The sequence below is a fragment of the Micromonospora humida genome (assembly GCF_016901255.1).
GTDB lineage: Bacteria > Actinomycetota > Actinomycetes > Mycobacteriales > Micromonosporaceae > Micromonospora > Micromonospora wenchangensis.
This window is the reverse complement of record NZ_JAFEUC010000009.1, coordinates 251,665-265,583: the sequence shown is the minus strand read 5'-3', so window position 1 is coordinate 265,583 and position 13,919 is coordinate 251,665. Positions and strand designations below refer to the sequence as shown.

Here is a 13,919-nt window from a genome sequence, read left to right as displayed (position 1 = left end):
CGCCGTGTTCATACTCCGACTCCCATCTGCTCAGCCAACTCCGCAATCGGCGCGGGCAACGCACCCCGTGTGCGACGCAGCACGTCGGTCATCACTTCGTGGGCGATGGGTCGGCAGCGGATCTCGGACGGGGCGAGCCGGTCGCCGCGCAGCAGCATCTCCCCCGCCATCGCGACGTCACCGAGCTGGGTGTAGCCCCGGGCCAGGTCGAGCAGGTGGTGGGCCCGCCGCTCGGGCAGCAGCCCGTTGAAGCTCGGCTCGGGGATGCGCTGGTGGATCTCCACCGCCCGCCCGCCGTCGCCCAGCTCCACGGCGGCGGCGGCCCGGTGCAGTTCCAGGTTGGTCGGGCCGAACGAGGTCCAGTAGTGGTTCTGGTCGCTGCCGAGCATCAGCGCCGCCTCGTTCGCCCCGTACAACAGATCCTCGACGGCGTCGGAGTCGCCGAACCGGGCGGCGGCCATCGCCCCCTGCAACAGCAGCATGCCGTAGACGGAGAGCCGGTCCGGCGTGCTGTCGTTCATGCCGCCGGGGGCGAGCTGGTTGGCGATGCTGAGGTTCAGCTCCAGGGCGGGTCGGGCCCGACCCATCGCCACCAGCGCGTTGCAGACCCGGGCCGTGGCGACACCGGCCAGGAGCTGGTCGTCGGCGCGCTGGGCGACCGCCATCGACCGGTCGGCGGCCAGCCAGGCCAGCTCGCACTCGCCCAGCTTGCGCAGCACCGAGGAGGCGATCTGGTAGACCTGCCCGAGCAGGTGGGCGGCCTCCCGCCCCGACTCGCCGCCGTAGCCGGCGTCGGCGGCCTGGGCGTCGCGCAGCAGTTTCGGCAGCGCCCGGGTGAGCATCGCGTAGCGGCCGTACTGGTAGGTGAGCCAGGCGTGGGTGACGGCCTTGCGCAGGTCGGCCAGGGGCGGCGGGTACGACACCCCGTCGAAGTACGCGGTCATCGAGGAGTACTGCTCCAGGGCGGCCCGGATCTCCTGCACCTCGAACTGGTCGATGCAGCTCAACGCGTCGGTACGCCGTTCCGGGTCCTTGCCGAGCAGCAGTTGCACGTCGATCCGCAGGATCACGGCGATCTCGTACAGCACGGAGAACTTGTCCAGCCGGCGGACCCCGCGTTCGACCTTGTCGACCCAGCTCTTGGACTTGCCGAGTCGGTCGGCGAAGACCTGCTGGGACATCTTTCGTCGCCCGCGCCAGTAGGCCACCCGTCGCCCGATCGGAAGCTCGTCCATCTTCTCCTGTTCCTCCCCCTGCCGGGTCGTCCGGCCGGGCTCCGGCCGACCACACCGGGCGCCTTCGATCCGTCCGCCCAGGTTGCCGCTGGTCGCACAGCGTGTACGTCACACGTACAGCCAGTTCTCATACCTTCGTGCAAGTTGCACGAGTCGTTCGTCAGGTGTCAACGAGCCCGGATCACGACAGTGACGGCGCTCGACGTGAGGGGTGGCGGTGACCGGTCGAGGCCAGAGGAGAGCACGGGACATGTGGGGGAACGTCGGGCCACGGGTCGCCCAGCTGGCCCCGATCGAACGGGTCCGGCTGCGCCGGATCGCCGTGCGGTACGCGGTGCACGGCTGGGAGGTGACCCCCGGCGCCTGCCTGGCGCGCAGCCGGTTCGTGTGCGGCCGGGCCGGCTGTCCCACCGTCGGCTGCCATCCCGCGCTGGAGAACTGGGAGCGGGGGGCGAGCACCGACCCGGCCCGGGTGGCCACCTGGTGGCGCAGCCGACCGCACGGGGTACTGCTGCCCACCGGCCGCGCCTTCGACGTGCTGGAGGTCTCGGCGCACCTGGGCCGGCGACTGCTCGACGCCGTACCCGGGCACCCCGCCGGTCCGGGCGTCCGGGGCCCGGTGGTGGTGACCCCGACCGGACGCTGGATGTTCCTGGTCCGCCCCGGCGACCCGCTGCGCCCCGAGCTGGAACACTGTTTCCACGTCGTCCGGCACGGCACCGGCTCGTGGATTCCGGCACCCCCCACCCGACTGCCCGAGGGCACGGTGCGCTGGGCGGTCGCCCCGGAGCAGGCCCGCTGGCGGCTGCCCGACTCGTACCTGTTGCAGAACACCCTGATCGAGACGTTGCGGGCCGACGGGGTGACGCTGACCCCGGAGCTGCTGCCCGGCCAGCTCCCGCTGCCCCGACGCGGCCACTGACCCGCCGGTCGCCGACCGACCGGCAGCGGCGGGGCGGGACGTGGCCGGGTCGGGTTCCCGCCAGCGTCCCCGCCGCCGCCGGACTCGTTGCACACCACGACGGCGCGCACGCGCCACCGGAGCGGGGGTACGACATGGCCAGGGACGAGATGCGGCACACCGGCGGCACCGAACCGCCGTACCGGCGACGGCCCCGCCGCTGGTCGGACACCCGACCGGCCGGCTCCCGCCCCGGTCGCCCCCGGCCGACCGGCTCCCGCCCGGCCGGCACCCACCGTCCGACCCGGTGAACTCCCCCACCGGCAGGTGACCCCGCCATGTCGACGCCTCAGTCGGCCAGCGGCAGGGCAGTGGAACGCAGCAGCCGACCGTCGTCGGTGACCACCGCGTGCAGGTGGCCGGGGAGACGGTCGAGCCAGCCGACGCCGGCCACGCCCATCGCCACCGCCGCCGTGGCGTACGCGTCGGCGACACCCAGGTCCGGGCCGACCACGGTGACCGAACGCAACCCCCGGGCCGGTACGCCCCGGCGCGGGTCGAGCACGTGGTGCCCCCGTTCGTAGACGCCCGAGGTGGCGACGGCCAGGTCGGTGCCGGTGAGCACCAGGCAGGTGGCGTCCGCGTCCCACGGGTGCCGCACGCCGATCCGCCACGGCCGCCCCGACGACGAGTGCCCGCGTACCCGGACGTCGCCGCCGGCGTTGAGGCAGTGGTCGACCGCCCCGGCGGCCACCAGCCGGTCCGAGGCGACCTGGGCGGCCCAGCCCTTCACGTAGCCGGAGGGGTCCAGCCGACCGGTGGCGTACGCGTCGAAGAAGCCGTCGGTGTCGCCCCACAGGTCGGCGCAGCGGGCCAGCACCGCGCGCAGGTCCGCCGACGCCCCAGACAGCGGCAGGTCCCCCCGGTCGACGCGGCGCACCTCGCTGTCCTCGCGGTAGGTGGTGAACCGGGCGTCGACCTCGCGCAGCCAGCGGAACGTGTCGTCGGCCAACTCCCGCAGGCTGGCGGCGGGCAGGTCGGTGGCGAGGTCCAGGCTGATCGCCGTACCCATGACCTGCTCGACCCGGCGCAGGCCGGGCCGAATCGACGCCGCGCCCACCTAGCGGGCCTGGTCGAGGGCGGCCTGCAACGACCGCCGGTAGCCGTCGCTGGTGGCGGTCGCCTGGGAGACCGTGTCCAGGTTCGCGCCCTGCTGACGCACCACGTCGCCGCTGGTGCCGCTGTAGGCGGCATCGACCCGGTCGCTGCGCAGGTCGGACTGGCCGCCCTGGGGCAGTTCCAGCGCCACCGCGTCGACGATCCGCGTGCCGGCGACGGTGATCCGCACCTGCACGTTGCCGAACTCGGTGGAGACCACCGGGCCGGTGACCGTACGGGTGGTGGGCTTCGGCGCGGTGGTCCGGCCGGCGGCCGGGGTGCGGCGGGTGCCGGCGTCCCCACCGGGGGTGGTGCGCCGCGCGGCCGGGGTGCGGCCGGCGGTGGGGTCGGGCCGGCCGGTCGGCCCGGGTGTCGCGGTGGTCCGCTGCGGCGTCGCGCCGGGGGTGGCGGGTCCGGTACGGTCCGGCGTGCCGACCGGTACGCCGGCCGGCAGGTCCACGGCCACCTGGCGGTCCTGCGGTGCGCCCTTGAGCACCACCAGGGCGGTGGTGCCGGCGGCCAGCCCGGTGATCGCGAGCAACGCGCGACGCATGTCAGGTGCCCTCCTACAGCTCGAACGGGGCGAGGTGGATCTGCCGGCGGGGCACGCCGGCCTGCCGGAGCACCCGCACCGAGGAGTCGACCAGCCCCTGCGGGCCGCACAGGTAGACGTCGCGGCGGGTCAGGTCGGGCACCAGCCGGCGCAACCCGTCCGGGCTCATCACCTGGCGGGGGCCGGCGTCGTCGCGGGAGCCGATGACGTACCAGACGGAGGTCTGCCGGGCCTGGGCCAGCCAGTCCAGCTCGTGCTGCAACAGCACGTCGGCCGGGGTGCGGGCCCGGTAGATCAGGGCCGCTCCGGCGGGCAGTTCCTCAAGCATCGCCCGCAGCGGGCCGATGCCGCTGCCACCGGCGATCAGCAGGGCCCGCTCCCGGGTGCGGTGCGCGGCGGTGAACGTGCCGGACGGCCCCTCCACCCAGACCCGGGTGCCCGGGTCGAGGTCACGCAGGTCCCGGGTGTGCCCGCCGACCACCTTCACGGTCAGCCGCAGCCAGCGGCCGTTCGCGGCGGCGGACAGCGAGAACGGGTGCGACTGCCACCAGCAGCCCCGGGCCAGGAACCGCCAGCGCAGGTACTGCCCGCCGAGCGGGTCGAGCTGGTGCAACCGGCGGCCGGTCAGGTAGATCGAGACGGTGTCCGGGCTCTCGGCCACCACGTCGGCCACCCGCAGCCGGTGCCGCAGGTTGAGCAGCAGCGGCGCGACCAGCCGACCCCACACCAGGGCGGCCGCGACCAGCAGGTAGCCGACGGTCCAGCCGGTGCGCACCGGGCCGGGCGGGAAGAGCTGCGCGCCGTTGCTGAACTGGTGGCCGAAGCCGAGCAGCAGCGCCAGGTAGCTGGTCAGGTGCAGGTGGTACCAGAGTTCGTAGGGCAGCGCCCGGCGGACGGCCCGGATGCCGGTGCCGCCGACGAGCACCAGGATGCCGGCCGCGGCGAAGGCGGACACCATGTCGTCGAAGTCGCGCAGCAGCAGCCCCACCTGGGCGGTGACCGGGTTGCCCCGGGTGCGCGCGTAGCCGACCACCAGCAGCGACAGGTGCGCCAGCACCGCCACCAGCAGGGTCGCGCCGAGGTCCCGGTGCACCCGGGACAGCCGCTCGCCGCCGACCCCGCGTTCCAGCACGCCGAGGCGGCTCATCATCAGCACCTGCACCAGCAGCAGGTAGCCGGCGACCAGGCCGGTGACCCGGCCGGCGGCGGTGAGCACGTCGGCGGTGCCGGTCAGCGAACCGGCCGGGGTGTCGAGCCACCACGGCAGCACCGCGGCCACCAGGCCGACCCAGAACAGCGCGGACAGCAGCCGTCGGCCGGCGGACCCACGCCGGGGCCGGGCCGGCGGCGGGGGTACGGACGCAGCCGGCCGGCCGCCGTACCGGGACGGGTCCCGGGTACGACGACCGGCGGCGGGCAGGTCCTGGTAGGTCACGCGTAGAGCTTCATCGGGGTGTACTTCCGACGCGGGAAGATCTTGTCGACCTGGGCGGTGGTCAACCCGAACCGGCCCTGCGCCACCGCGCCGTAGACGTCGAACATGTTGTTGTACTCGGGGACGTCCCCCGAGTCCAGATCGCTCAGCCCGTCCCAACGGCCCAGCAGCGAACCGGCGAGCTTACGCCCGGACAGGATGGTGACCACCCCGCCGTGGCCGTGGTCGGTGCCGCCGCCGTTGGAGGCGACCCGACGGCCGAACTCGCTGGACACCATGACGGTGACGTCGGCGGCCCGGTCGCCCAGGTCGGTGAAGAAGGCCGCCATCGCCTTCGCCAGCTCGCCGAGCCGGCGGTGGAGCTGGCCGCCGGGGCGGGTGCCCTGGTTCTCGTGGGTGTCGTAGCCGCCCATCCCGACCGTGGCGACCCGGACGTTCGCCCCGCCCTTGATGAGCTGGGCGAGCTGCCCGAAGGCGTACCCGACGCCCTCGTACGTCACACCCTCGGCCGGCTGATAGGGCTTGGCGGCGAGCTGCTGGGCGGTGGACAGCGCGCCCATCCCCTCGATCACCGCCTCCTCGACCGGGTGGTTGATCCCGGTGAACAGGCCCCGGATCGCCTTCTCGGTGGCCGCCCGGTAGCGGTCGTCGCCGTTGAGCCGCAGCGAGCCGACGCTGTTGAGCGACAGCGCGCCGTTGGTGCCGACCAGCGAACGGGGCAGGGTGCTGCCGATGCCGACGCTGCGGAACGCGGTGCCCTTGCCGAGGGAGTCGACGAGGCTGTCCAGCCAGCCCCGGCCGCCGGTCTCGCTGGGCAGACCGCCGAGGTTGCAGGCGTCGGCGGCCTGGAAGTGGCTGCGGGACAGCCGCTCGTCGGAGACCGCCGGGACGAAACCGAGCTGACCCGCCCTGAGCCACTTCTCCAGCGGGGCGAACGCGCTGGTCAGCGCGAAGCCCCGGCCCAGGGCCAGCGAGTCGCCGCCGAGCAGCAGGTCGGGGCGGGCCTTGGCGAGCACCGGGTCGTCGGCCGGGGCGACCAGGCTCAGCCCGTCCAGTCCGCCGTAGAGGAAGACGTGGATCAGGGTGCCGGTCCTCGTCGCCGCGAACGACGCGGAGGTGGTGACGAACTGGGCGGTGGCCAGCGCGGTGGCGGTGGCGGCGGCACCGGCGACGAACGTCCGCCGGGTCACCCCGCGCCCGTCCTGCTGCGCCTCCTCCAGGTCCTCCAGCCGGCGGTAGCGGTCGGCCTCGGCGGCGTTCTCGGCGGCGACCAGGTCGGCTTCGGCGCGCAGCAGCGCCTGCGCCGGGTCGTCGGCGAGCCGGCGCAGGTCGGGGCACTCGGGGTGCAGGGGGAACGCGGGCACGGTCTTCTCCATCGGGTGCGTCACCGGCTTCTCCATCGTCTGCCTCACCGCAGGTGGTGCTGGGGGGACGCGAGGATCGCCCGCGCGACGGCGGCGATCGCCCCGTTGAACGTGGCGTCGACCCGGGCGGTCGCGGACACCCCGGCCACCCCCAGGATCAGGTTCCGCTCCCGCGTCGACAACTTCTGGTGCACCAGCCGCAGGGCCAACGCGTCCACGTACGCCCCGGCGGTGGTCGGCGGCTTGGCCACCAGTTTCTCCGGCCGGGTGTAGGTGAACTGGGTGCGGTTGCCGGCGATCAGGTCGGCGGCCTCGTTCCAGCCGTTGACCATCGTGCCGGCCGACGTCCAGGCGACGTAGACGTCCGGGTAGCCGTCGGGGGTGGGCTGGCCCATCGGGTACTGGCCCAGCTCGCGTAGCTTGTCGTGGATCTGGCGCAGCCCCTGGGCGAACGCGGTGCGTCTGCTGTCGCCCTGCCGGAAACCCGGCCCGGCCTGCGGCGCGACGCCCAGCGTCCGGTAGGTGGCGACCAGGTACTCCATCGGCCGGCGCACCTTCTGCCCGACCGCCGCCCAGAACTCCGAGGAGCTGAACAGTGACATCAGCAGCGGCTTCACCGAGCCCTTGTTGACGACGTAGATCTGGGTGAGCCGGTCCACCAGGGACTTCGGCGGGGTGTCCGAGACGAACCGGGTGGCCAGGCTGCGGGCCACGTACCGGGCGGTCGACGGGTGCAGCGCGAGGTAGGTGATGTAGGCGTCGATGACCTGGTCGGCCTTCTTCGGGTCGGTCGAGTCGTTGGGGTGGCTGAAGTCGAGGATCTTCACCTTGCCCCGGTAGTGCCGGTCGTGGCGGAAGACGTACCTCCCGTCGTCGACGCCCCGGCCGGTCTGGAGCAGGGCGGCCTGCCGGACGTCCTTCTCGGTGTAGCCGCCGTCGACCCCGACCGAGTACAGCTCCAGGTTCTCCCGGGCCAGGTTCTCGTTGACCGCGTCGGCCCGGGAGTCGTTCTGGTTGAGGTAGAGCAGCAGCGCCGGGTGCTTGTTGGCCGCCACCAGCATGTCCGGGTAGCTGCCCATGGCGTGCTTGCGGACCACGTCCCGGTCGAACGAGTTCCGGTACGCCTCACCGCCGTCGAAGTCCGCCGCGACGTGCAGGAAGTCGTTCCAGAAGTCGACCATCACCTCGTAGAGCTGCCGCTGCGACCAGATCTGCCGGGCCAGCGTGCCGTCGACCATCTCCTTCTCCGGCTGCGCGCCCCGCTCGTTGAGCTGCTCCCGCTGGTCGCGTACCTGCTGGCTGGTCAGCTTGAGGGTGGGCAGCTCGGCGAGCTTCAGCTCGGCGGCGCTCGGCGCGATCTTCTCCGGGTCGAGCTGCTGACGCACCCAGGCGTCGATGCCCATCCGCCTGATGTCGGCGAGCACCGTCGGGGTGGCCCCGAAGGTGGCCCGGCTGGCCAGGTGCCGGACGGGGTCCTTGGCCAGCACCGTCTTGACCGTCACCGGGGTCCGCGCCGCCGCGTCGGCCGGGCCGGAGAAGGTACGCCCGCCGCTGGGCGAGTTCTTCTTCAGCGCCGCACCGGCCCGGGAGCCCATGTAGCTCTCGTTCTGCTCGGTGTAGGTGCGTACCGTGCTGGGTTGCTGGCCGCTGGGGCGGGCCGGCGTGCCGTCGGTGGCGGTCGCGCCGGTGGCGTCCCCGGCGGCGTCGTCGCCGAACAGGCCGCGCACCTGGGGGCTCATCGCCAGCGCCGCGCCGCCGGCCACCACGGCGGCGGTGCCGCCCAGCGCGACCAGGGCGCGCCGCCGGCCGACCCGGTCGCGGTCGTCGCCGTCGTCGTCCAGGTGGGGCAGTCCGGTGCCGGCCGGCTGGTGGAACGCCTGCCGACCCAGCCCCTCGGGCCCCACCCACTGTGGGCCCCGGGACACCGACGGCGGCCCGTACGGCGCGGCCGGAATCTCGTACGTCGGGGTGTGCCCGCCGGGGGTGTGCGGTCGATGCGGTGGCACATTCTGGTCGGCCATGTACCGGTCCCGTTTTCTTTCGATGCGCCGTACCGCTGCGACCGGGGGCGGAGGGTGCGGCGGCGGCTGCCGGAGGAGTTGCCACGGGAAGGTAGTCAAGGGCTGAGCTGCCGACAAGGCAGGTCACGGCCGTCGGCGGGGGCACTTAAGGTGCCGCTGTGCGGCGTCGCCGGGCGGGTGGTTCCGCCCCGGCCGGGCCGCACCGTCCCCAGCAGGGACGACGTGTCCGGCCGCGCCCCGGCCGTAACGTTTTGGCGGTACGTGTCCCGGCGCGCGGCGTTCACCGGCACAGCGAAACTTAAGCCCCCGGTAAGCCGACGCTGAGGTGCTCCGCGCCCGCCCGGCCCGGTTTCGGGCGGCCCGTCCCCGGCCCTGCCCGCCGACGCCGCCCGGGGGCGAAAGTAGCAGCAGGAGCAGGGCGTGACCGGCCGCCGCAGCGGGTAAGCCGCCGAACCGCTGAAGCCTGAGGGGAAGGCACCGCCATGCTCAGCAAAGAGGATCAGCGCAGGTTCGAACAGATCACCCGGCAGCTCCGGGAGAGCGACCCGAAGTTCTTCGCGCGACTCGACCATCGGATCCGGGCCCGACGCGGGCGCTGGCTGATGCTGCTGACGGTCATCCTGTGGGCGTCGCTGCCCGCGATGACCGTCCTGGCCGGACGGACGGCCGGCGCGGCGTGCGTCGTCGTCCTGGCGGCCAACACCGGCCTGATGTGGCACTTCCGGCACCGTTGGCGCTGGCCCGCACGGCCATGATCGACACCAGGGGCGCGATGGTGCGGCATCGCAGCGACGGGACACCCCGACATCGCCCCACTGGTGTCGATCATGACCCGCGCGCCGGGTCAGCCCGGGTCGAACGCCCGATAGGCCCGGCGCAGGCGTTCCAGCAGGCCGGGCCCGCCGATCGCCGCCGCGGGTGAGCCGAGCTGCCGCAGCAGCAGCTCCGGGCCGGTGGCCAGGACGCTCGGCCGGTCAGGCAGCGGCACCGGCGCCACCCAGAACCGGTCCACCGCCCCGGTGAGCGGCACGTCGGGCAGGTCGGCGAGCACCCGGCCCGCCCCCGCCGCACCGGCCTGCGCACCGTCCACGACCGACGGTACGCGGGCCGGTGCCCGGTCGGACGGGCCGGTGACCTGCCCGGCACCGGAGGATGCCCGGTCGGGTGGGCCGGTGACCTGCCCGCCGGCGGAGGCCCCCGGCGTACCGTCGGTGTCGTGCGCCGACCCGACCGCGTCGGCGCGCAGGACGCGCAACCGGCCCAGCAACGCGTCGCGGCTGCGACCCCGCCAGTGCAGCAACTGGAACGGGTCGGCGTCGAACGCCTCGGCGAGCAGGTAGAACGTCGCCGCGAGATGCTTGCACGGCACCGCGACGTCGGGGCAGCCGCAGCGCTGGGTCAGCTCCCCCACCGACCGGGGGAACAGGGGCGCGCCCGCAGCGGCGAACAGCTCCTCCAGCTCGGCCGGCAGGTCGCCGGCGAGCAGCCGGGCGCTGAAGAACGCCTGCCCGGCCAGCTCCCGTTCGACCCGGCCCCAGAGCGCGTCCGGAAACGGCGGCAGGGCGATGGTCACCGGGTAGGGCCGGGGCCGGGACCCCTGCACGCTCGCCTCGACCCGCCCGGGTGACACGTCGAGCCGGAGCACCTGACCCCGGCGCGCGTACGCCCGGCCCCGGGTGAGCCGGGTGCCCAGCGCGAACGACTCCAGCACCTCCAGGAAGCGCCGGGACCACCAGGAGACCCCGATCGCGCCCCGGGTGCTGCGCGCCCTCAACCCGCCGTCGACCCGGCGCGGCGGCCCGAACCCGACGAACGGGCCCTCCGCCCCGGCGCCCCCGGGGCTCACTCGACCACCGCCCCGGCTTCCAGGGAGAACAGCTCCCGTAGCTGCCCGGTGGAAAGCTCGGTCACCCACTGCTCGCCGCTGCCCACCACGGACGCGGCCAGCCCCCGCTTGTCGGCGATCATCGCGGCCACCTTCTCCTCGACGGTGCCGGCGCAGACGAACTTGCGGACCTGCACCCGCCGCCGCTGGCCGATCCGGAACGCCCGGTCGGTGGCCTGGTCCTCCACCGCCGGGTTCCACCACCTGTCGACGTGCACCACGTGGTTGGCGGCGGTCAGGGTCAACCCGGTGCCGCCGGCCTTGAGGGAGAGCACGAACAGCGCCGGACCGTCCGGGGACTGGAACCGGGTGACCAGGTCGTCCCGGTCGGCCTTGCCGACCCCGCCGTGCAGGTAGAGCACCTCCCGGCCGAAGCGCGCCGACAGGTGCCCGCGCAGCAGCGCGCCGAACTCGGCGTACTGGGTGAACAGCAGGGCCTTCTCGCCGGCCGCGAGCACCTCGTCGACGATCTCCTCCAGCCGTTGCAGCTTGCCGGAGCGGCCGGCCAGCGGCGAGGAGTCGTGCAGCAGTTGGGCGGGATGGTTGCAGACCTGCTTGAGCCGGGTCATCGTGGCCAGCACCAGGCCCCGGCGCTCCATCCCGTCGCTCGTCTCGATCCTCGCCAGCATCTCGTCGACGATCGCCCGGTAGAGCGACGCCTGCTCGGCGGTGAGGTTGCAGACCACCTCCATCTCCAGCTTCTCCGGCAGATCGCTGATGATCGAGGAGTCGGTCTTGAGTCGCCGCAGCACGAACGGGCCGGTGACCCGGCGCAGCCGGGCCGCCGCCTCGGCGTCACCGTGCCGCTCGATCGGCACCGCGTACGACTGCCGGAAACTGCTGGCCGGGCCGAGCAGGCCGGGATTGGCGAACTGCATGATCGACCAGAGGTCGGCCAGCCGGTTCTCCACCGGCGTGCCGGTGACGGCGATCCGGTGCCGGGCGGGCAACGCCCGGACCACCTCGGCCTGCCGGGTGGCCGCGTTCTTGATCGCCTGGGCCTCGTCGACCACCACCCGGTGCCAGCCGACCGACGCCAGCGCGACCGCGTCCCGCGCGGCCACCGCGTAGGTGGTGAGCACCAGGTCGGCGGCGTGCACGGCCTGGTCGAACGTGTCGTCCCGGGCCCGGTCCGCGCCGTGGTGCACGTGCACCCGCAGGCCGGGGGTGAACCGGGCCGCCTCCCGCTGCCAGTTGCCGACCAGCGACATCGGACAGACCAGCAGGGTCGGTCCGGCGTCCGGCGGGTCCCCGGCGAGCAGGGCCAGCAACTGCACGGTCTTGCCCAACCCCATGTCGTCGGCGAGCACCCCGCCGAGCCCGAGCGACTGGAGGAACACCAGCCAGGCCAGGCCACGTCGCTGGTAGGGCCGCAGGGTGCCCTTGAAGGCCGGCGGCGGGTCCAGCGGGACGAGCCGCCGTTCGGCCTGCCCGGCCAGCAGGTCACCGAGCGGGCCGTCGGCGGTCACCGCAAGCACCGGCAGGGCATCGGGCGTCTCCGCCCCGGCCAACCCCATCCGCAGCAGGTCGGCGACGGTCAGCTCGCCGGAGTTGCGCAGCAGCCGCAGGCCGGCGGCCAGCCGTTTCGGGTCCAGCTCCACCCACCGGCCGCGCAGCCGCACCAGTGGGGTCTTCAACGCGGCCAGGGCGGCCAACTCGTCGGCGTCGACCGTCTCGTCGCCGAGCGCCACCTCCCAGCGGTAGTCGACGAGCGCGTCCAGCCCGAGCGCCCCGGTCGCGGCGACCGTGCCCGGGGCGGTGCGGCTGCGGGCCTGCAACCGGGCGCCGAGCCGCGCCGCCGGCCGCCGCCACCAGGACGGCAGCAGCACCCCGAACCCGGCGGCGTGCAGCACCGGCGCGCCCTCGCGCAGGAACCGGTGCGCCCCCTCGACGTCCAGCTCCAGCAGCTCCGGGGCGGGAGTGCGCAGCGCGCCGTCCAGCTCCGGCCAGAGACGCCCGGCCCGGCCCAGCTCGGCCAGCAGGGTCTCCTGCGGGTCACCGCAGCGGCCGGCGAGCGCCGGTAGCCGCTCCGGGTGCCGCCAGACGTCACCGGCGGCGACGTGCAGGCCCGGCTCGTCGGCGGCCTGGAGACCGAACTCGATGCGCCACCGGCCCCCCTGCCCGACGACCGTCGACGGGTCGGCCGGGACCACGGTCAGGGCGTCGACGATCTCGTCGTCGGCCGGCTCCACCAACCGGAAACTCGCCCGGACCGGGCCGCCGACGGCGTCGCGCTGCCAGGCGTCCAGCTCGGCGCGGAGGGTGGCCAACCCGTCCGGTTCGGCGGTGAACCGCCGCTGCGGGCCGGTCAGCGCCGCCAGCCACCCGGCGGTCACCCCGTCGCGACGACCACCCCGGAGCAGGTCGACGTCGGTCAGCGCCCGGCGGGCGGCGGCATCGGTGAGCAGGTCCAGCACGTCGGCGACCAGCCCGCCGACCCCGTCGACGCCGGTGGCACCGGCGGGCACGCCGGGTCCACCGGCCGGGCCGGCACCGGCGGGCGGTGCCCCTCCCTCGCGCAGCGCCGAGGCGGACGCCCCCTCGGGGCCGGGCCGCTTCCCGGCCGTCCGGCCGGCACCGGGACGCGGGCGGGCGGGGGGCGATCCGGGGTCGACGGCGGCGCGGACCGCCGGGGGCAGGGCGAGGGCCAGCGACCGGGCCCAGGCGGCGTCCGCTCCTGTCAGCAGGGGCCGCCACACCGCCCACCCGACCGCCTTGCCCGTCGACCGGCCGGACGCCCGCCGGTCCACCGGCGCGTCGCCGCCCGGCCGCCGGTCCCCCGGACCGTCCTCTTCCAGCCGCCAGTCCGGCGGCCCGTCCGCTTCCGGGCGGTCGGTCGGGCGCCGGTCCGCTGGCACGTCCCCGGGCGGGAGGTCGGCCACACCGGGCAGCAGCCGACCCCGGGCCACCAGGTCGACCGCGAAACCCGCCAGCTCGGCGAGGTGCCGCAGGCCGGCCCCCACCACGGCGTCGAGCCCGTCGAGGGTACGCAGCAGGTCGAACGCGTCGTCCGGGGCGTACCGCAGGACGGGGGTGCGCCAGACGGAGAGGGTGACCGGGCCACGGGCCGGTTCCGCGACGGTGGCCGGGACCAGCTCCGGCGAGTGCAGGGGCGCGCCCGCCCGGGTGGGAAGGGTGAGCGGCACGGTGTCGGCCGGGCGGTCACCGAGCAGCGTGGCCAGGGTGCCGGGGTCGGCGGCGAAGGGGTGGGGGCGTTCGCGCGGGGCCCGGCCGGGGCGACGCGGCACCTGCGTCGGCCGGGCCGAATCCTCCGCCCACACCGCCAGACCGGCCCCCACCAGCCACACCCCGTGGACGACCAGCACTCGTTCCCCCTCGTCGACGCCCAGGGGTCAGGATAGGCGGC

At 74.7% G+C, this 13,919-nt stretch carries 10 protein-coding genes; 2 read left to right on the top strand and 8 right to left on the bottom strand.

The window, feature by feature from the left end:
* Window positions 1–8 precede the first annotated feature (8 nt).
* Window positions 9–1,235, bottom strand: coding sequence for a helix-turn-helix domain-containing protein (locus JQX11_RS19825; RefSeq protein ID WP_204926427.1), 1,227 nt, complete (start codon window positions 1,233–1,235; stop codon window positions 9–11).
* Window positions 1,236–1,485: 250 nt separating this feature from the next.
* Here JQX11_RS19825 and JQX11_RS19820 point away from each other — a divergent pair, with 250 nt between their 5' ends.
* Entirely contained in the window at window positions 1,486–2,157 is a 672-nt protein-coding gene (locus JQX11_RS19820) for a bifunctional DNA primase/polymerase (RefSeq protein ID WP_204926426.1), read from the top strand.
* Window positions 2,158–2,485: 328 nt separating this feature from the next.
* On the opposite strand, the gene JQX11_RS19815 is transcribed toward JQX11_RS19820, so the two are convergent.
* Genes JQX11_RS19815 through JQX11_RS19795 form a run of 5 tightly spaced genes read right to left on the bottom strand, consistent with a single transcriptional unit; the run spans window position 2,486 to window position 8,667 of the window.
* Window positions 2,486–3,208, bottom strand: a complete 723-nt coding sequence (locus tag JQX11_RS19815; protein ID WP_204926425.1) for an FAD:protein FMN transferase — start codon at window positions 3,206–3,208, stop codon at window positions 2,486–2,488.
* Between the two features lie 48 nt (window positions 3,209–3,256).
* Window positions 3,257–3,847, bottom strand: a complete 591-nt coding sequence (locus tag JQX11_RS19810) for an FMN-binding protein (protein ID WP_204926424.1) — start codon at window positions 3,845–3,847, stop codon at window positions 3,257–3,259.
* A 13-nt stretch (window positions 3,848–3,860) separates the two neighbouring features.
* A complete protein-coding gene (locus tag JQX11_RS19805; protein ID WP_204926423.1) occupies window positions 3,861–5,282 on the bottom strand; it encodes a ferredoxin reductase family protein in 1,422 nt (473 codons plus the stop codon).
* Window positions 5,279–6,670 (bottom strand): DUF1501 domain-containing protein, encoded by a 1,392-nt coding sequence (locus JQX11_RS19800; protein WP_307826258.1) that lies wholly within the window; start codon window positions 6,668–6,670, stop codon window positions 5,279–5,281. The genes JQX11_RS19805 and JQX11_RS19800 overlap by 4 nt, the downstream gene beginning before the upstream one ends.
* Before the next feature lie 20 nt (window positions 6,671–6,690).
* On the bottom strand, window positions 6,691–8,667 hold the full coding sequence (locus JQX11_RS19795; protein WP_204926422.1) for a DUF1800 domain-containing protein: 1,977 nt from the start codon (window positions 8,665–8,667) through the stop codon (window positions 6,691–6,693).
* Window positions 8,668–9,149: 482 nt separating this feature from the next.
* Here JQX11_RS19795 and JQX11_RS19790 point away from each other — a divergent pair, with 482 nt between their 5' ends.
* Window positions 9,150–9,422, top strand: coding sequence for a DUF3040 domain-containing protein (locus JQX11_RS19790; RefSeq protein WP_204926421.1), 273 nt, complete (start codon window positions 9,150–9,152; stop codon window positions 9,420–9,422).
* Between the two features lie 89 nt (window positions 9,423–9,511).
* Here JQX11_RS19790 and JQX11_RS19785 read toward each other — a convergent pair whose 3' ends face one another.
* Together JQX11_RS19785 and JQX11_RS19780 are read right to left on the bottom strand one after the other, a co-directional pair.
* Window positions 9,512–10,513: an SWIM zinc finger family protein gene (locus tag JQX11_RS19785; RefSeq protein ID WP_204926420.1), complete on the bottom strand. Its 1,002-nt coding sequence runs from the start codon at window positions 10,511–10,513 to the stop codon at window positions 9,512–9,514.
* A complete protein-coding gene (locus tag JQX11_RS19780; protein WP_204926419.1) occupies window positions 10,510–13,878 on the bottom strand; it encodes a DEAD/DEAH box helicase in 3,369 nt (1,122 codons plus the stop codon). The genes JQX11_RS19785 and JQX11_RS19780 overlap by 4 nt, the downstream gene beginning before the upstream one ends.
* Window positions 13,879–13,919: the final 41 nt, after the last annotated feature.